Below are 16,986 nucleotides of genomic sequence, written 5' to 3'. Positions count from 1 at the left end.
TCCCTCGTTATAAGTCGGACACAGCCGACGGATTTTGACTCGCGGAAAGCTTATGAAAGTTGTGTTACACGCTTGTTAAGGAGTTGTTGGGTAAACATAAAATGACTGCGTTTTACGGCTCCACGTTCGAAAATCGTTCAAAGGAATCATGCTTGCGCACACAACCACATGCCGCACGGGGTGAGGCGCCGCTATCGCGATTCCCGGCCCGCCGCGGTGCAACCGGCTATCATGTGAATTCACACCGTAGATGGAACGAATCAATCACATGGCTTCCCCCCAGGAAAACATCAGCATGGCGGTGTTCTGCGACTTCGAGAACGTCGCGCTCGGCGTGCGCGACGCGAAGATCGACCGCTTCGATATCAAGCCCGTGCTGGAACGGCTCTTGCTCAAGGGCAGCATCGTCGTGAAGAAGGCCTATTGCGACTGGGAGCGCTACAAGGGCTTCAAGGCCGCGATGCACGAGGCGAGCTTCGAGCTGATCGAAATTCCCCACGTGCGCCAGTCGGGCAAGAATTCGGCCGATATCCGCCTCGTCGTGGACGCGCTCGATCTCTGCTATACGAAGTCGCACGTGGACACGTTCGTGATCGTGAGCGGCGACTCCGACTTTTCGCCGCTCGTCTCGAAGCTGCGCGAGAACGCCAAGAAGGTGATCGGCGTGGGTGTGAAGCACTCCACCTCCGACCTGCTCGTCGCCAATTGCGACGAATTCATCTTCTACGACGACCTGGTGCGCGAACTCGAGCGCGAACAGCACACGCACGGCAGGGGCAAGAACAAGGACGGCGGCGGTGCGAAACGCCAGGGCGGCGACGAACGACAGCCGAAGCAGGACGGCGACGAGCGCAAGTTGAAGGCCGTGGCCTTCGCGATCGAAACGCTCGACGCGCTCGTGCTCGAGCGTGGCGAAAGCGGCAAGATCTGGGCTTCGGTGCTCAAGAGCGCCATCAAGCGCCGGCGGCCCGACTTCAACGAAACGCGCTACGGCTTTCGCGCATTCGGCAATCTGCTCGAAGAGGCGCAGTCGCGCGGGCTGCTCGAAGTGGGCCGCGACGACAAGTCGGGGACCTGGGTGTCGCGGCTGAACCCGCCCCCGCTCGCGGCTGCCGCCGCCAGCGTGTCAGCGCCGGAAAGCACGGCGCCGCGTGCCGAGGAGCCGCGCGGCAGGCGCAAGGGCCGTCGCAATGGCCGCGGAGGCGGCGCGGCGGACGTGCGCGAAACCGCAGTCGAGCAACCGGTCGAGGCGCAAGGCGAAATTCCGTTCGAGCCGGTCGAGGCGCTCGCGCAAGCAGCGCATCGGTACGAAGCCGCGCCGCCCTTCTCCGTCGAGCCGTTCGACGCGAACGAGAGGACCCATTCGCCGCAAGAGGCCTACGAGGCGCATGCGGCGCCCGAACCGGCCGCCGATGTCGAACCCACCGCGCCCGCCCCCGCGCGAGCGCGCAAGACGGCAGCTCGCAAGAGCCCCGCGCGCAAGAAGACAGCGAAGAAAGCGGCAGAAACACCGGCCAGTTCCGTTGACGAACCGGCGAGCCCGGCAGCAGCGCCGGCTGAGCCCGCTGCCAGGAAGGCGCCGTCGCGCGCGCGTCGCGCGCGCAGCAAGGCCGCAGCGGAAGAAAGCTGACAATGGCGTGACGCGCGCCGCTCGAAGTGGGCGGCGCGCAGCGCATCCGTCAATCGCCGAACGGATTCGCGGGGCGTTTGCCCTTCGCAGGCGGCGCATCTTCACTCGCGGGCGCAGTATCGCCGAAAGGATCCTGCTTGCCCGACGGCCCCGCCACTCCAAACGGGTTTGCGGCCTGCGCGGGTTTCGATCCACCAAATGGGTTCTCAGCGCCGGCGCGCTTCGCTCCCCCGAACGGATCGCACGTGCCGGCCTGCTGGCCGACATCGTCCTCCACGGCTTCATCCTTTGCCTGCGCGAGGTTGTACTCGGCCTGCACCTGCTCCAGCACGCGCGCCACGCTCGCTTCGAAGCCAGCCGCGTTGTGAAAGTGCTGCATCGTCCAGTTGCAGCCGCTGCGGTCGGGCTCCTGCAACTGCGGGCGCGGCACGCCGATCTTCACGCCGTCTTCGACCACCTCCTGCAGCTTGTGGATGCGCCGATGCACTTCCTCCTGCAGCCGCGAAGCATTGAGCGTCTTGCGCAACATTGCAAACCTCCTTTCCTGTACGCGTCACGTCGCGCGAGTCTAGCGCAATGACTCGCTCGCGTCGCTACGTGGCCGACGCGTTCATGTGCGCGAGCGCATCGCGCATCGAATCGCTCGGCACCACGAGTTGTCCCGTGAACGGCGTATCGAGGTCGGCGATCACGTAGACGGCCGACGAAATCGACACCGCACCAAGGAAGATCAGCACGATCGCCAGCGCGTTATGCGGCGCGACGAGCCCGAAGCTCAGGAAGATCAAAATCAGCCAGAGCGCGAGCATCGTGAAGAACGGCCGCGAAATCGTGCCATGCGCCTCTTCGATCAGACGCCACCGCGTATCGGTCACGCGGTCGAACATCTGCGAGAGCGGGCTCACGAGTGCCTGGTGATAGGCGTCGCGTGGCGCGAGCATTTCGATTTCGTGCCCGACTGAGTTGAGCAGCGCGCCGAGCGGCCGGCTTTCGAGTTCGTCATTGCCGACGCCCGGATCGTGTGGATAGTAGTTTCCCGGCGGCGGCTTTTCCTGCGCCCAGGTCGAGGCGATGGCGCTTGCCGTATACGCGCGCAGCAAGGTGCGCGCCGCGGCCGCGTCGGGACCGTATTCGCGCAGGCGTTGATCGAGCTGAATCAGGTCGGCGGCGTAGGCGCGCATGTCGTTGGTCGCCGTATCGAAGCTCGATTTCGCGGACGCGGTGAGCAGGCTCAGCACGAGCGCCGCAAACGTCACCAGCATACCGATCACGAGTTGCACGAGCTGCACGGTTTCATGCTTGCGATGCTCCTCGGGCAATAACGGCCGCAGCAGCACGCCGAGGCCCGTACCGCCGAGCAGCAGCGCGAACACGAGCAGCGCCGACTGGATTTCGGTCATGGCGACGGCCTGCGCTCCCCGGCTGCGGCGTTTTCCATCGGCGCGACGGTGTCGGTGTGCGGCGCTATGGGTGCTGGGGGCTGCGCATGCGCATCGGCGCCGCCAACGCTCAATGCGTCGATGCGCGTATGAATCTCCTTCGCGTGCGTCTCGCCCGGCACGAGGTCCGGATGCGCCCGCGGCACGGCGAGCTTCCACGCGGCGTCCAGCTCGCGCCGGATCGAATCGTAGATCTCCTTCGAGATCGAGCGGTCCTCGTACATGGCCTGTACGCGTTCGCGCCCTTCACGCAGCGCGTACAGCAGCAGCATGCGCCGCTCGAGCACGTCCGAAGCCTGGCCGAAGCAACGGCGCACGTCCGCGAGCCCATGCTCGGCGGTCGCGATGCGCGCCTTGAGGATCGTCTTGAGCAGCGCCGCGAGACGCTCGCCCAGCAGCGGCGTGAGGCTGCGGTCGTTGAAGACGATCAGCTGATGCAGCACCACGCGGCGACACATCAGGAGTTCGAAACGATCGGCGAGCGCGTCGCCGTACGGCTGCCGCACGCGCAGCCAGCGATAAAGCAGGCGCGCGACGCGCATCTCGATCGTGTCGGCCAGTATTTTTGCGGCCGCGCGCTGATAACCGAGCCGCCCGCCCACGCGCGCCTCTTCGATCATGGCATCGGTGTTGCGCATCATGGCGTCGAGATTGCGGATCGTAATGATGCCGCTGCCATACTGCGGAATGAGGTCGCGCTCCTTCGCCGCGAGCGTCACGAGGCCGATGACGAGACGCTCGCGGTCCGAGAGCGCCGCCTCGAAATCGAATGCCGTCGCGCTGATGTCCACGCTGCGCCGGAACGTATGGCAGGCCTGGTCGGCGATCGCATCGGGAATGTGAAAGGTGCGTGCCGCCATATGCACGCGCTCGGATACGCCGATCGACGAAAGCTGCACCGCCTTTTGCTGCAGCGCCTGCTCCTGGGGCGACAGCAGATCGAGGCGCAGCCGCCGGATCAGCAGCTTGAGCGACGTGCCGTTCACGATGAGGCTCACGAGCACGAAGCCCGTCGCGAGGATCGCGACGAAGCGGCGCGTGGAATCGGGCAGCGCCGTGTCCTGCGCGAGGCCCAGCGCGAGCACGAGCGTCACCGCGCCGCGCAGTCCACCCCATGCAATCACGAGCTTGTAGGCCCCGCTCACGGGCTCGGTGAGCCGCAGGCGGCTCAGTAGCGGCAGCATGCCGAACACCACGACGACGCGCGCCGCGAACGCCGCCACCACCACGACGGCGAGCGCGACGAGATCGATCCATTGCGCGTCACGCAGCGTGGCCGGAATCTGCATGGCCGCGAGCAGAAAAATCGCTGCGCCCGCCATGGCCGCGATCTGTTCCCAGATCAGTTGCAGATGCTTCCAGTTCACAGGCGACAGGCGCGTGCTCCCCAGCCCGCTGATGACGAGCCCGGCCGCGACCACGGCCACCACGCCCGAGACGTGCAACATCTGGTCGGCGAGGAGATAGAGCGGATACGGCAGCGCGAAACTGAGCGAGATCTCGGCTTTGCCCTCGCCGCCCAGCGCCGGCAGGAGCCACGCGAATGCGCGCCCGGCCAGCGCCCCGACCAGCAGCCCGCCGCCGAGCGCGATGCCGAGCGCACGCAGCGCGGCCGTTGCCGAGACATTGGCCGCGTCTCCTGTGATCGCGGCGATCAGCACGCCGGCGATGGCAATGGCGGCCGCATCGTTGAGCAGGCTCTCGCCTTCCACGAGGCGCACGAGCCGCTCGGGTGCGCCCACTTCGCGGAACACGGCGAGCACCGCGGAAGGGTCGGTCGTCGCGATCATCGCACCGAGCAGGAGGCCGTCGGCAAGCGGACCGAGGCCCGTGAGCCGGACCGCGCCGCCCACCATGCCGGTCGCCACGAACACGGCCACCACGGCAAGCAGCAGAATCGGCGCCGCGTCGCCGAGCATCTCGCGCACGTTCACGCTGAGCGCGGCCTGGAATAGCAGCGGCGGCAGGAAGATCCAAAGGTAAGCTTCGGGCGGCAGCCGAGGCGCAAGCGCGGGCATCACGAAGTTCGCGGCGAGCGTGGGCCAGGCCTCGCCGCTCACGAGGTAGATGCCGCCCAGCGTGAAACCCCACCCGGCGAGCAGCACCGATTCGGAAATCGACCAGCGCAGGCTCACCGCCTGCACGAGCGCGATGCTCGCCAGCAGAAAGCCGCTCAGGAGAAGGACGTGGATGACCATGGCGTGCAACCGTCACGGCGCCGGCAGCCACACCACCGTCAACGACCTCACCCCTTGTGCCCCCTGGATCAACACACCTTCGATATCGGCCGTCGCGGACGGCCCTGTGACGAGCGCCGCGTAGCGCGCGCTGCGAAAATCGTCGCGCCGGTACGCGTCCTGCAGCCCCGCCACCAGCTGTGCGGGATCGAGCAGCACCACGAGATGCTGCACGATATAGCCGAGCGCGTTCACCACGTACTCGCACTCGCTCAGCCATAGCGATCCCGTTTCCGCCACGCCGAAGCGTGCGCGCACCACGCCCACGTCGACGTCTTCGAGCGAGGCCGGCTTCGTGACGGCGCTGATCTCGCGCGTGCCCTGGACCTCCGGCGTGGCCGACGCGATACGCGCCTCGCTGCCAAAGCGGCGCAGGATCATGGCGCGCACCTCGGCCCCGCTTTGCATCTGCGTGTCGCTGCCGCCCATCAGTTTGAGCGCGGCGCCAAAGCGCTCGCGCAGATCGCCGGCGGGCGCTTCGAACAACGGCACCTCGGGCAACGGTTCGTGCGCGGGTTGCGCGGCGCGCACGCGCGCGAGAAACGCCTCACGATCCGCCATCGCCGCCTCCCTTGCGGTTTTTCCGGTACCACGCATGGAACGTCGTGTGCGGCACGTGCGGCAGATCGCGCTGCTTGCCCCAGATATTGAGCGGGTTGTAGAGCATGAAGTTGGGCAAGCGCCGCAACGCGCCCTCGAGCGATTTCACCGTGCCGCGATAAAGCGTCGGACTGCCGAGCAAGCGGCCAGCCATCTTCAGCACTTCCTGCTTCACGAAGGGCACCTCGTGCTGTGCCGCGATGACCTGCCGCCACTGGTAGATCTGCTCGTGAATATTGATCTTCACCGGGCACACGTTCGTGCAGCTGCCGTTGAGCGTCGAGGCGAACGGCAATGCGCTGAAGCGTTTGAGGTCGAAGGTCGGATTGATGATCGCGCCGATCGGCCCCGCATAGGTGCTGCCGTACGAAAGCCCGCCGCTGCGCCGGTACACGGGACAGGTATTCATGCATGCGCCGCACCGAATGCACTTGAGCGAATACCAGAACTCGGGCATGGCGAGCCGCTCGGCCCGGCCGTTGTCGACGAGCACGAAATGCATTTGCGCACCGGGCCGCGGCGCGCGGAAATGCGAGGTGTATTGCGTGATTGGCGAACCGAGGGCGCTGCGCGAGAGCATGCGCACGAATACGCCGAGATCGGAAAGGCGCGGAATCAGCTTCTCGATGCCCATCGAGACGATGTGCAGCGGCGGCACGTTGGCGGAAAGGTCCGCGTTGCCCTCGTTGGTGCATACCACCACCGTGCCCGTTTCCGCCACCGCGAAATTGCAGCCGGTCATGCCCGCCGTTTTCTCGCGCACGAACCACGGCCGCGTATTCATGCGCTGGCTTTCCGCCAGATAGTGAATGTCGTTGTTGTGCGGGTCCGTGCCGATGGTGCGGCCGAACACTTCGGCCACGTCGTCGCGCAGCTTGTGCACGGCGGGCACGACGATATGGCTGGGCGGCTGCTTGTCGAGCTGCTGGATGCGCTCGCCAAGGTCGGTCTCCATCACCGAAATGCCGCGCGACTCCAGATACGGACGCATCTCGCACTCGTCGGTGAGCATCGACTTGCTCTTCACGAGCGCCGTCATGCCGCGCTCGCTCAGGATGCGATAAACGATTTCGTTGTGTTCCTCGGCCGAATCCGCGAAATGGACCTGCACGCCATTGGCTTGCGCCGTGCGCGTGAAGTGGTCGAGGTAGTCGGCGAGATGCGAGAGCGTATGCGCCTTGATTTGCGAGGCGAGCGTGCGCAGCATTTCCCACTCGGGAATGGCATGCGCCTGGGCGTCGCGCTTCGAGCGCAAGTCCCATAGACGCTTGTCGTGGAAGGCGACGTGCTCCGGCCGCGAGAGAAACGTGCCGGCGAGCTTCGCGTGTTCGACTCGCTTCATTCGCGCGCTCCGTTGAGCACCTGGGCAATGTGGATGAAGCGGATGTCCGCGCTCATGCGCTCGGCGCAGCCCTGCTGGTGCATGAGGCAGGACATGTCGGCGGAAACGATGTATTGCGCGCCCGCGCTCACGTGATCGACCACCTTGTCCTGGCCCATGCGCACCGACACCGCCTCTTCGGTCACGGCGAACGTGCCGCCGAAGCCGCAGCATTCGTCGGGGCGCGCCGGCTTCACGAATTCGATGCCCTTCACGTGTTCGAGCAGCGCGAGGGGTTTCGAAAACGTCGGACCCGCGATTTCCGAAACCGAAGCTTCCTTCAAATGGCGCAGCGCGCTGCAGCTATTGTGCAAACCCACGCGCCAGGGAAATTCGGCCCAGGGGAATTCGCGCGCGCCCAGCACGTCGTGCAGAAACTCGACGAGTTCATAGGTGCTCTCGCGCACCTTACGTACGGTCTCGGTCTGCTCGATCGCGGTGAAGTGGTCGCGCACGTGATTCACGCAGCTCGCCGACGGGCCGACGATATAGTCGTAGCCCGCGAACGCGCGCGCAAATACCCGCTCCGCGCCGGCTGCCTCGGCCTGCGCGCCGCTGTTGGCCATGGGCTGGCCGCAGCAGGTTTGTTCGAGCGGATAGTCCACCTCGCAGCCGAAACGCTCCAGCAGTTCCAGTGTGGCGATTGCCACCTCGGGGTAGAACGCGTCGATGAAGCAAGGGACGAACAAGGCAACTTTCATGCGCGGGCTCACACGAAAAGCGGACCCGAACATTCTACTGCCGAACGGCGCGGGCGTCGCGCGAAGCGTGTATGCGCTGCGCGTTGCCGCGGTGCATCATGCTGCGCCGCGGCTTTTCACTCAGAAGTTGTGGCGAATGCCCGCGATCACGGCAAGCTGCTTGTCGGAGTTCGAATTCACGAGGTTCGGAATCTGCGCCAGATTCTGCGTCGCCCCGCTCGCGGCATCGATCCCGAGACCCGCCCCCGACGACTTCTGGCCGATCGCCACCGCATAAACTGCCGTGCGCTTGGAGAGGCTGTAGACCGCGCCCAGATTGATCTGGTGAAGCCGTGTGGATGAGCCGCCGTCCGGGTGATCGTCGTTGAAGATATAAGCGAAGCCGAACTGCAGCGCGGGCGAGTATTGCCACGACGTATTCAGCTCGGCGATATCGAACGAGATGTCCGCGCCCTGCGGCCGTGCCGCATCCGCGAAATACTGGCTCTGCGAAAGAAGCGTATGGGTATAGCTGAGCGCCACGCTAACCTTGTCGAACGCGTACGAGCCGCCCGCGCCGAAAATGCTCACGCGCTGCGCATTCTGTAGTTCGCAGTACGACGCATTCGGATTGCTGCAACTGAAGTCGCCGATATAGCCGCTCTCCCCGCCCAACGCCGCCTGCAGCGGATTGCGCAACTCGAGGTAGCCGGCAGAAAGCGAAAGCGGCCCGTTGGCGTAATTCGCCGCCACCGACCAACCGCGGTTCTGCGAGAAATTCCCCGCCACGCCGCCGAAACTGAACAGACCGCCTATCGTGAAGCCGCCGAAACTCGGGCTCACGTATTTGATCGAGTTATTGAAGTTGAACGCTTCGTTGAGATTGTCCACGTCGCCGAAGTGCGAGCCATAGAGCGTTGCCCAGTTATTGCTCGACACATAGGCGCCCAGATCGTCGGAAAACGGATCGTACTGGCGACCCAGCGTGAGCGTGCCGTAGTGGCTATTCGCCACGCCCACCCAGGCGTTGCGGTTGAAGAGCGTGCCGCCCTGCAGGAGTGCGCCGTTCTGCGAGAAGAAGCTGTTTTCGAGCGTGAAATTGACGCTCGTGCCGCCGCCAATGTCCTCGCTGCCCGTGAGACCCCAGCGCGACGGCACGAGGTTGCCGCCGCCCAGTTGCCAGTTGGCGTGGCCGCTCGTGCTGCCGTCTGCGTGCGTGGTCTGCTGGTTGGTCGAATAGATGAGGCCCGCGTCCACCGTGCCGTAAAGCGTGACTGAAGATTGCGCGAGTGCGCTCGTCGCGAGGGCGCACGAAGCCAGCGCCAGCGCTGTGCGCTTGACGAGATTTGCCATGTCGTTGTCTTGTCGAAGAGAGATGGGCCGCTGCGCTGCATGCGCGTGCGCGGCCGAAGCGCGGCGCCGGGAGCGCGCCGCACTAGTCAGGAACTGCGGGAATCGAGGGCTTGACGCGAGACGCGTCCCGGGCAAGTCGTTATTCGCCGAAGCGCGCGTAGATGTCCGGCCGCGAACGCTTGAGCACGAAAGCAATCAGCACGCCGATCAGCGCCACCGCGAGCACGACCCATGGGAACGCACGTACGACCGGGCTATCGGAACCGGCGAGCGCGTCGAGATTGCCGATCAGCACGATGCCGATGGAGAACAGACCGCAGCCGCCCAGCACCGGCGCGAGGAACGCGTGCCACAGTCGCGTGTCCTTCTTCGTGGCGCGGAAAAACGCCGCCACCGAAAAGCTCGTGACCGCCTGCAGCATGACGATGCCGATGGTGCCGAGCGCCGAGCCCCAGCTGAACACGATGTTGAACGGATCGCTGCCCGCGAGAACGAAAAGGCCCACCGGCACAGCGACCGAAAGTGTCTGCAGATAGCTCGCGAGATACGGCGATCCATACTTCGGATGCAGGCGATCGAGCACCGCGGGAAGAATCCCCTCACCCGCAAGCGCGTGGATGTAACGCACGATCGTGTTGTGGAACGACAGCAGGCTCGCGAAGATGCTGGAAAGCAGCAGGAAGCTCATCGTCGTGGTCATCGCGCCGCCCAGGTACTTCGTCGACTGGATGAACCAGAAGTCGCCCGGCTGTTTCGTCGCGACGTCCGTGACGTTGCTGATGCCATAGGCGCAAACGATGGCCCACGTGACGAACGCAAAAAACACGAGAATCAGCGTGACGGAAACATAGGTGGCGCGCGGCACCGTCACCTTCGGGTCGCGGCACTCCTTGCCGTAGATCGCCGTGGCCTCGAAACCGATGAACGACGCGAGCGCGAACATCACCGCGATGCCGAGGTGGCCGCTGAAAACGTGGCGCGGCGAAAACGGCGCGAGCGTCAGGCCATCCGGTCCACCATGATGAATCACGATCGCGAGGCTCAGCAGCAGCAGGATGCCGAGTTCGAGACACATGAGCACGCCGAGCAGGCGGCTGTTCAGGTCGATGCCGCGAATGCCGGTGAACTGCACGACGACGAGGCACGCGAATGAATACGCGTACCACGGCAGCGAACTATGCAGCAGTGGCCCGAGCACCACCGTGCAGAAGAAACCGAACAGGCCGTACAACGCGATCTGGATGCTCGTGTACGAGAGCAGCGCGACGAGTGCGCCGGCCATGCCAACAGGTCGGCCGAAACCCGCCGTGATGTACGCGTAGAACGCGCCGGCACGCACGATGTGGCGGCTCATTGAAGCGAAGCCCACGCTGAACACGAGCAGCACGACGCCCGCGATCACGAATGCGCCGGGAATTCCCGCGCCATTGCCAAGGCTGATGGCAGGTGGCACCGCGCCCAGCATGCCGGTGAGCGGCGCCGCCGCGGAAATGACGAGAAAGACGATCTGCCAAAGCCCGAGCAGGCTGCGCTGTGAGTCCACTGCCGCGTTGTCTCCAACGAGGTGAGCGGGAGAAGAATACGGTTCGTTCATCGTTGCCTCTGCGGGTGTCTGTTCTGGGTTCGCCATACGACACGATGAAGAACCGCGTGCCTCCGGCGCTCGACGAATCGAATTTCCCGATTCGGATTGAGCGCATGGTAGGCAGCTAATAAACTCGCCGACTTGGCGCAACGCGCCAATTACTCGATAAAGTGCGCCATGGCTGGAGCGGGTTTTCACTTAACCGCGCTGAAGCGGCCGATATTACCTTCGGCATCCTGATTAATGCCGCGAGCCGGGAATCCGTACTTCAGCCCACAAGCTTACTGAAAGCCGTCAATTCTCTTTCACGATTTGCGCGCTAGCGGGGTCGCTTGGCGCCTGCACGGCCCCAGTTGCGCGTCGCACGCCATAGCACGGTGGCGTCGGCATAACCCACGGCGCGGGCCACGGCCGCGTTGGTCATGCCCTCCTGCTCGCGCAGCACCGCCACGCTGCGCTCGCGCTCTTCGCGAATGATCTGGCGCACAGAGGTCCCGGCGTCGGCGAGATGCCGCTGCAAGGAGCGGTCCGAAAGCCCGAGGTCCTTGGCGATATCGCCGACCACGAGCTTTTCGCGCGCGAGCCGGCGCGTCACGAGATCGCGCACCTGGTCCACGAGGGTATGCGGAATCGTGTCGCGCGAAATCAGGTCGGTGGCGTGGCGCTCCATCATGCGCGCCATCTGCACGTCGGCGCTCTTGAGCGGCGTGTCGAGATCGTGCGGGTGCAGGACCACGCCGTTGGCCGGCTGCTGGAAGCGCACGGGCACGCGAAAGAGGCGCAAATAAGGCTTGAGGTCCTCGGGCGCGGCGTGCTCGAAATGAATCTCGCACGGCGTCCATGCTGCGCCTCGCACCTGGCGAATCATGTGGCACATGGCGGAGACGCTGTACTCGGCGTCCTGCCGGCGCGGCCAGATTTGCGTATGCGCGATGCGATAGCTCCACATCGGCCATGCGTTGTCGCTCACGAGATCGACGGCCGTCGCGCTTTGCCACGAGCCGAGCGTGTCGGTGAACTTACGGATTGCGGCGCCGAGTGTAGGCGACGACATGAACACGAGGCCAGCCGGCCCCAGTTCCGTGAGCTGCAATTCGGCGCCTAAGCGCAGGCCGAGAAAGGGTTCGTCGAGGACCTGCGCCGCGCGTTCGAACGCGTCCACGTAGCGCCCGAGCGCCACGATTTCATACGGATTGGAAAGCTGCCGGCGACTCAGGCCGAACTCGGCCAGCAATGCATCGCAGTCCGCACCAGCGGCGTCGAGTGCACGCACGATGGGACCCATCACGGCACCGCGAATCATCGGGAACCCGCTATTGACAGGCACTCTTTTCATGTCTCGCTCCATTAGGGCCTGTATGCGCCGACGGATTTAACAGTCGATCGTCTCTGGCGCACTCTATCGCCCCTTTGGCGCGTTTTGCAAGCGCGAAAAAAATACGGCGTTTCTACGATTGACCCATCGACATCGCATGAGACGAATGCGGATTCTTCATACCCTCCCATGCCCTGTTGCGCCCAACGCCATCCTTACGAAATGCTTATGAACACGAATCCGAACGCGCATCCGCTCGACCCGTTGAGCCTCGCCGAAATGCAGCTGGCCTGTGACATCGTGAAAGCCGCCGAGCAGCTCGACGATTATGGGCGCTTTCCTGTCACCGAACTGTGCGAGCCGCCCAAGGCGGAAGTGCTCGCGTACAAGCATGGCGATTACTTCTCGCGCCGCGCCTTCGTCATCGCGATCGATCGCACCCGCAGCCAGACGCTCGAATTCGTGGTGGACCTGCGCGAGAAGAAAGTGGAATCGCGTAAGGCGCTCGCCTTGCAAAGCGCGCCCTATGGCCAGCCGCCCGTGATGATCGAAGACTTCATGAACGCGGAGCGCATCGTCAAGGAAGACGTAGCATGGCGCGAGGCCGTGAAAAAGCGCGGCCTCACCGAAGACGAACTCGAGCGCGTGCAGGTCGATCCGTTCTCCGCCGGCGCGTTCGACCGCCTGAACGAGAATGGCCGCCGCCTCGTGCGCTGCGTGAGCTACTACCGGGAGTCCCTGACCGACAACGGTTACGCGCACCCCATCGAAGGCGTCGTCGCCGTGGTGGACCTGCTCGCGCACAAGGTGATCGAACTGATCGACGACGGCCGCATCATCCCCATTCCGCGCGCCAGGCACAACTACGACACGCCGAGCCTCGGCAAGCCGCGTGACACCGTCAAGCCGCTCTCAATCAGTCAGCCCGAAGGCCCGAGCTTCACGATAGACGGCTGGCAGGTTAGCTGGCAGAACTGGAAATTCCGCGTGGGTTTCACGCCGCGCGAAGGGCTCGTGCTGCACCAGATCACATGGGACGACGGCAAGAGCGCGCCGCGCCCGATCGTCTACCGCGCGAGCGTGACCGAGATGTGCGTGCCCTACTCGGACCCCACCACGAACCATTACTGGAAAAGCGCGTTCGATGCGGGCGAATACGGACTCGGCAAGCTCGCGAACCAGCTCGAACTGGGCTGCGATTGCCTCGGCACGATCCGCTATTTCGACATTCCGTCCGCCGACGACTTCGGCAACGGCTTCACCATGAAGAACGCCGTGTGTCTGCACGAAGAGGATTACGGCACGCTCTGGAAGCACTACGAGTTCCGCACCGGTGTGTTCGAGATGCGCCGTTCGCGCCGCCTCGTGATCTCGTTCTTCGCAACAGTGGGCAACTACGATTACGGCTTTTACTGGTACTTCTATCAGGACGGCACTATCCAGCTCGAATGCAAGCTCACGGGCATCATCCAGACTTCCGCAGTGGCTGATGGCGATAGTTACCCGTGGGGCGGCATGGTCACAGAGAACCTGGGCGGCCCGACGCATCAGCACTTCTTCAACGCGCGCTTGCACATGATGGTGGACGGCGAGAGGAACTCCGTCACCGAGCACGAATTCGTGCCGCGCGCGATGGGTGCCGGGAATCCATACGGCAACGTGTTCGATACGACCAGGCGCGTGCTCAAGACCGAGCAGGAAGCGGCGCGTAACGCCAGTGGTCAGACGGGGCGCTTCTGGAAAGTGGTGAACCCGAACGTGAAGAACCGCGTCGGCGCGAATCCAGGCTACAAGCTCATCATCAACGACTCGCCGCTCATGCTCGCCGATCCCAACTCGAAGGTGCGCCAGCGCGGCGGCTTCGCCACGCGCCACGTGTGGGTCACGCCGTACGACACGACGCAGCGCTACGCGAGCGGCGACTACCCTAACCAGCACGCCGGCGGCGACGGCCTGCCGCGCTATATCGAGGCGAACCGCAACGTAGAGAACGAGGACATCGTGCTGTGGCACAGCTTCGGCCACACGCACGTGTGCAAGCCCGAGGATTTCCCCGTGATGCCGGTGGAGTATGCGGGCTTCATGCTCAAGCCCAACAACTTCTTCTACGGCAATCCCGCGATGGACCTGCCGGGCGGGCGCGATCCGCACAGCGTGCAGGACCGCGCAGACGCGCCCGAAGCAAAATCGTGCTGCCACGGCAAGCAGTGAGCGCGCGATGATGCCGCGCGAGCGCCGCCTTGATGTAATGCACGCCGCACGCCTGCTGTGCGTCTGGGCGTCGATCACGGGCGGCGCGAGCGCGCTTGCGGGAGGCGTCATGATCGCGGCGATGCCGGCCGGCGCGCCGTTTGCCGCATTCGCCGCGAGCGCGCTTGCCCTGCCTGCGATGTCGTTGATTCCGGGCGTGCTTGCGCGCAGCTTCGCCACGCACCCCACGGTGCCGATCGCGAGCGCACTCGCACTCACGATGGCGGCAATGGGCGCCGGCGCGCACGCAGGAGCAACGCTCGCGCAGACGCCGCTCATCCTGGGCGGCGTCGCCTTGATCGCCGCGGCGTGCATGCACTTGCGGCGCACGCGCGATAGCGCGGCAAGGTCGGTGCATACGCACGCAACGGCGCCCGTGTGGCGCGACGGCATGCTGCTCATCGCACCCGCGCTGCTTGCAGGCCTGTCGAGCGGCGTGCTCGCGCGCTTCCAGTTTTTTGCGCTCTGCGGCGGCACTGCGATGTCCGTGACGAAGGTTGTGACATCACTCGCCGTGGTGAGCCTCGCGGGCTGGCTCGCCGATCGCGTCGATTACCGACGCGCACTGCTCGTGCTCTTCGTATTGCGTGGCGGACTGCTCGCCGCGCTGACGTTCGATTGCCTCGCGCCGTGGGCTGCGCTTGCTGCCCCCGCATTCGCCGTGCTCGACTACCTGACGCTCCCCACGCTCATACGCGGCGGGCGAGCGTCGCGCGCTTCGGGTACCGGCTGCCCGGGCCTCGCACATCACGCGGGCATGCTGGCAGGCGCGGCGCTCGCCACCACGGCATGGGGCTTCGGACAGGGCTTTTACGCGCTGTTCATCGTTGCGGGCGCGCTCAATCTTGCATGCGCATACGCATTCGCAATGCCACGCCGATTCCGTGCACACACGCCCTACCCTGCGTCAGCCGCCCTCGCTACGGGCAGCACAATCGACTTACGCTGAAACACCGAAAAACGTTCGCATTACTACCGAAATCAGGAGACGGTATGGACTGCCAGGACTTCACGCACACGATCCGCACACAAATGTTCGTCGACGGACGTTTTAGCGAAAGCGGCAACGGCCGCACGTTTGCCGTATTCAATCCCGCCACGGGCGCGGAGATCGCGCAGGTGCCCGACGCCAGCGACGCCGACATCGACGCTGCCGTCATTGCCGCGCGCCGCGCCTTCGAAGCCGACACGTGGCGGCGTATGGCGCCCGCCGCGCGCGAGCGCCTGCTGCTCAAACTCGCCGACCTCGTCGAACAGCACGGCGACGAACTTGCTGCGCTCGAAACGCTCAACCAGGGCAAGCTGCTCGCCTTCTCGAAGATGCTCGAAGTGGGCGGCAGCGTGCAATGGCTGCGCTATATGGCCGGCTGGGCCACGAAGATCGAGGGCAGCACCGTGGATCTCTCGCTCGCTTTCCCGCCCGGCGTGCGCTATAACGCCTCCACGCGGCGCGTGCCCGCGGGCGTGGTCGCCGCGATCGTGCCGTGGAATTTCCCGCTGCTGATGGCGGTCTGGAAAATCGCGCCCGCGCTCGCCTGCGGCTGCACCGTGGTGCTCAAGCCCGCCGAAGAAACGCCGCTCACGGCCATCCGCCTCGCCGAGCTCGCGCACGAAGCCGGCTTTCCGCCGGGCGTGTTCAATGTCGTCACGGGCCAGGGCGAAACGGCGGGCGCAGCGCTAGTTCGTCATGTGCAGGTGGACAAGGTCACTTTCACGGGCTCGACCGAAGTGGGCCGCCTCATCGGCAAGCAATGCGCGAGCGATCTCAAGCGCGTCTCGCTGGAACTGGGCGGCAAGAGCCCCGTGATCGTGCTCGACGACTGCGATCCGCAGCGCGCGATCGAAGGCGCAGCCGGCGCGATCTTCTTCAATCACGGCCAGGTCTGCACGGCGGGCTCGCGCCTGTATCTGCCGCGCGCGCGTTTTGAGGAGATCGTCGATGGCATCGCTAAGGTTGCGCGCGCAACCGTGCTCGGCTCGGGTTTCGATGCGGCCGCGCAGATGGGCCCGCTCGTTTCGGCGCGCCATCGCGCCAAGGTCGCCGGCATGATCGCGCAGGGTCGCGCCGAAGGCGGCGAGGTCGTGGCGGGCGGCGGCGGCGGCAATCGGCCCGGCTTCTTCATCGAGCCCACGGTGATTGCGAACGCGACCAACAAGCCGCTTACCGTCGTGCGCGAAGAGGTGTTCGGGCCGGTGCTCGTCGCCATGCCGTATGACGACGTCGAAGAAGCCGTCGCGGCGGCGAATGCTTCGGAGTACGGTCTGGGCGCGAGTGTCTGGACCAACCAGCTCGACCGCGCGCTGCGCGTCGTGGACGGCGTGCAGGCGGGCACGGTATGGGTCAACACGCACAACATGGTCGACCCGGCATTGCCCTTCGGCGGCTTCAAGGCCTCGGGTATCGGGCGCGAGCATGGCCGCGCGATCATCGACGCGTACACGGAGACGAAATCCGTCTGCATCGCCTACTGAGCGCCGCCGTGCAGCATTGTTAATCGAAATGGAATGATGAAACC

General features: G+C 65.0%; 12 protein-coding genes and 1 pseudogene. 4 read left to right on the top strand and 9 right to left on the bottom strand.

All coding sequences use genetic code 11. The features are described from left to right. Positions 1-268: 268 nt before the first annotated feature. On the top strand, positions 269-1,630 hold the full coding sequence (locus AB3X99_RS03160; protein ID WP_368616091.1) for an NYN domain-containing protein: 1,362 nt from the start codon (positions 269-271) through the stop codon (positions 1,628-1,630). A 295-nt stretch (positions 1,631-1,925) separates the two neighbouring features. Here the strand turns inward: AB3X99_RS03160 and AB3X99_RS03155 are convergent. From AB3X99_RS03155 to AB3X99_RS03115, 9 genes and pseudogenes are all read right to left on the bottom strand, one after another. Then, positions 1,926-2,159: pseudogene (locus AB3X99_RS03155) on the bottom strand (hypothetical protein); the annotation flags it as partial. A 64-nt stretch (positions 2,160-2,223) separates the two neighbouring features. Next, on the bottom strand, positions 2,224-3,030 hold the full coding sequence (locus AB3X99_RS03150) for a hypothetical protein (RefSeq protein ID WP_368616090.1): 807 nt from the start codon (positions 3,028-3,030) through the stop codon (positions 2,224-2,226). Further along, on the bottom strand, positions 3,027-5,267 hold the full coding sequence (locus tag AB3X99_RS03145; protein WP_368616089.1) for a cation:proton antiporter: 2,241 nt from the start codon (positions 5,265-5,267) through the stop codon (positions 3,027-3,029). Before AB3X99_RS03145 ends, AB3X99_RS03150 begins: the two co-directional genes overlap by 4 nt. Before the next feature lie 12 nt (positions 5,268-5,279). Continuing rightward, positions 5,280-5,867: an LUD domain-containing protein gene (locus AB3X99_RS03140; protein WP_069262485.1), complete on the bottom strand. Its 588-nt coding sequence runs from the start codon at positions 5,865-5,867 to the stop codon at positions 5,280-5,282. Further along, the gene (locus tag AB3X99_RS03135; protein ID WP_368616088.1) at positions 5,854-7,248 is read right to left on the bottom strand and encodes a lactate utilization protein B; all 1,395 of its coding nucleotides are present in this window, start codon (positions 7,246-7,248) and stop codon (positions 5,854-5,856) included. The genes AB3X99_RS03140 and AB3X99_RS03135 overlap by 14 nt, the downstream gene beginning before the upstream one ends. Then, the gene (locus AB3X99_RS03130) at positions 7,245-7,988 is read right to left on the bottom strand and encodes a (Fe-S)-binding protein (RefSeq protein WP_069262487.1); all 744 of its coding nucleotides are present in this window, start codon (positions 7,986-7,988) and stop codon (positions 7,245-7,247) included. The genes AB3X99_RS03135 and AB3X99_RS03130 overlap by 4 nt, the downstream gene beginning before the upstream one ends. Positions 7,989-8,108: 120 nt before the next feature. Next, positions 8,109-9,320, bottom strand: a complete 1,212-nt coding sequence (locus tag AB3X99_RS03125; protein ID WP_368616087.1) for a porin — start codon at positions 9,318-9,320, stop codon at positions 8,109-8,111. A gap of 139 nt (positions 9,321-9,459) precedes the next feature. Continuing rightward, positions 9,460-10,914 (bottom strand): APC family permease, encoded by a 1,455-nt coding sequence (locus AB3X99_RS03120; RefSeq protein WP_368616086.1) that lies wholly within the window; start codon positions 10,912-10,914, stop codon positions 9,460-9,462. Positions 10,915-11,224: 310 nt separating this feature from the next. After that, positions 11,225-12,241 carry an AraC family transcriptional regulator gene (locus AB3X99_RS03115; protein WP_368616085.1) on the bottom strand — a complete coding sequence of 339 codons (1,017 nt, stop codon included), beginning with the start codon at positions 12,239-12,241 and terminating at the stop codon, positions 11,225-11,227. Positions 12,242-12,448: 207 nt separating this feature from the next. Here AB3X99_RS03115 and AB3X99_RS03110 point away from each other — a divergent pair, with 207 nt between their 5' ends. The 3 genes from AB3X99_RS03110 (at position 12,449) to styD (ending at position 16,942) form a co-directional block, all read left to right on the top strand. Further along, positions 12,449-14,431: a primary-amine oxidase gene (locus AB3X99_RS03110; protein WP_368616084.1), complete on the top strand. Its 1,983-nt coding sequence runs from the start codon at positions 12,449-12,451 to the stop codon at positions 14,429-14,431. 7 nt (positions 14,432-14,438) lie between these two features. After that, on the top strand, positions 14,439-15,419 hold the full coding sequence (locus AB3X99_RS03105) for a hypothetical protein (protein WP_368616083.1): 981 nt from the start codon (positions 14,439-14,441) through the stop codon (positions 15,417-15,419). 83 nt (positions 15,420-15,502) lie between these two features. Beyond that, a complete protein-coding gene (gene styD, locus AB3X99_RS03100) occupies positions 15,503-16,942 on the top strand; it encodes a phenylacetaldehyde dehydrogenase StyD (RefSeq protein ID WP_368616259.1) in 1,440 nt (479 codons plus the stop codon). The last annotated feature ends 44 nt before the right edge of the window (positions 16,943-16,986 follow it).

Origin of the sequence: Paraburkholderia sp. BR10882 (assembly GCF_040948855.1) — a bacterium.
Lineage (GTDB): Bacteria > Pseudomonadota > Gammaproteobacteria > Burkholderiales > Burkholderiaceae > Paraburkholderia > Paraburkholderia nodosa_A.
The sequence above is the reverse complement of the archived record's forward strand: the minus strand, read 5'-3'. Positions and strand labels throughout refer to the sequence as shown.

What these genes read in the sequence shown, in the direction of transcription:
- AB3X99_RS03135 (WP_368616088.1), bottom strand. Translation starts at nt 7,248, where the DNA reads ATGAAGCGAGTCGAACACGCGAAGCTCGCCGGCACGTTTCTCTCGCGG.
- AB3X99_RS03120 (WP_368616086.1), bottom strand. Translation starts at nt 10,914, where the DNA reads ATGAACGAACCGTATTCTTCTCCCGCTCACCTCGTTGGAGACAACGCG.
- AB3X99_RS03160 (WP_368616091.1), top strand. Translation starts at nt 269, where the DNA reads ATGGCTTCCCCCCAGGAAAACATCAGCATGGCGGTGTTCTGCGACTTC.
- AB3X99_RS03125 (WP_368616087.1), bottom strand. Translation starts at nt 9,320, where the DNA reads ATGGCAAATCTCGTCAAGCGCACAGCGCTGGCGCTGGCTTCGTGCGCC.
- styD (WP_368616259.1), top strand. Translation starts at nt 15,503, where the DNA reads ATGTTCGTCGACGGACGTTTTAGCGAAAGCGGCAACGGCCGCACGTTT.
- AB3X99_RS03115 (WP_368616085.1), bottom strand. Translation starts at nt 12,241, where the DNA reads ATGAAAAGAGTGCCTGTCAATAGCGGGTTCCCGATGATTCGCGGTGCC.
- AB3X99_RS03140 (WP_069262485.1), bottom strand. Translation starts at nt 5,867, where the DNA reads ATGGCGGATCGTGAGGCGTTTCTCGCGCGCGTGCGCGCCGCGCAACCC.
- AB3X99_RS03145 (WP_368616089.1), bottom strand. Translation starts at nt 5,267, where the DNA reads ATGGTCATCCACGTCCTTCTCCTGAGCGGCTTTCTGCTGGCGAGCATC.
- AB3X99_RS03130 (WP_069262487.1), bottom strand. Translation starts at nt 7,988, where the DNA reads ATGAAAGTTGCCTTGTTCGTCCCTTGCTTCATCGACGCGTTCTACCCC.
- AB3X99_RS03105 (WP_368616083.1), top strand. Translation starts at nt 14,439, where the DNA reads ATGATGCCGCGCGAGCGCCGCCTTGATGTAATGCACGCCGCACGCCTG.
- AB3X99_RS03150 (WP_368616090.1), bottom strand. Translation starts at nt 3,030, where the DNA reads ATGACCGAAATCCAGTCGGCGCTGCTCGTGTTCGCGCTGCTGCTCGGC.
- AB3X99_RS03110 (WP_368616084.1), top strand. Translation starts at nt 12,449, where the DNA reads ATGAACACGAATCCGAACGCGCATCCGCTCGACCCGTTGAGCCTCGCC.